This is a genomic window from Herbaspirillum lusitanum (assembly GCF_046025995.1).
GTDB classification, from domain to species: Bacteria; Pseudomonadota; Gammaproteobacteria; order Burkholderiales; family Burkholderiaceae_D; genus Herbaspirillum; species Herbaspirillum lusitanum_A.
This window is the reverse complement of record NZ_JAQQFM010000039.1, coordinates 1-322: the sequence shown is the minus strand read 5'-3', so window position 1 is coordinate 322 and position 322 is coordinate 1. Positions and strand designations below refer to the sequence as shown.

Genomic DNA, 322 nt, shown 5'->3' with positions numbered 1-322 from the left:
TGCCAACGACGGCAACGGCGTCACGATCGATCTGAATCACACCGACGGCACCGGCACCAGCGGCGGGTTTGCTGCCGGCGACAAGTTCAATGGCATCGAGAACGTGACCGGTACGCAATACGACGATACGTTCTTTGCCAATGTCGTAGCCAACAAGTTCGATGGAGGCAGCGGCACGCTGCATAACCGCGTCAACTATTCGTATTCGGTCAACGGCGTCAAGGTTGACCTGTTCAATAATGTCGGCGGCGATGCGGTGACGGGGCAAGTCAGTTACGCCAACGGCGACACCTATGTCAACATCCAGGATGTCACCGGCAGC

Annotated in this window: 1 protein-coding gene; it reads left to right on the top strand. The window is 57.5% G+C overall.

Annotated elements, in window-relative coordinates:
• Nucleotides 1-322, top strand: a 322-nt coding sequence (locus PQR62_RS25600) for a hypothetical protein (protein WP_408160899.1), incomplete at both ends; no start/stop codon positions are given.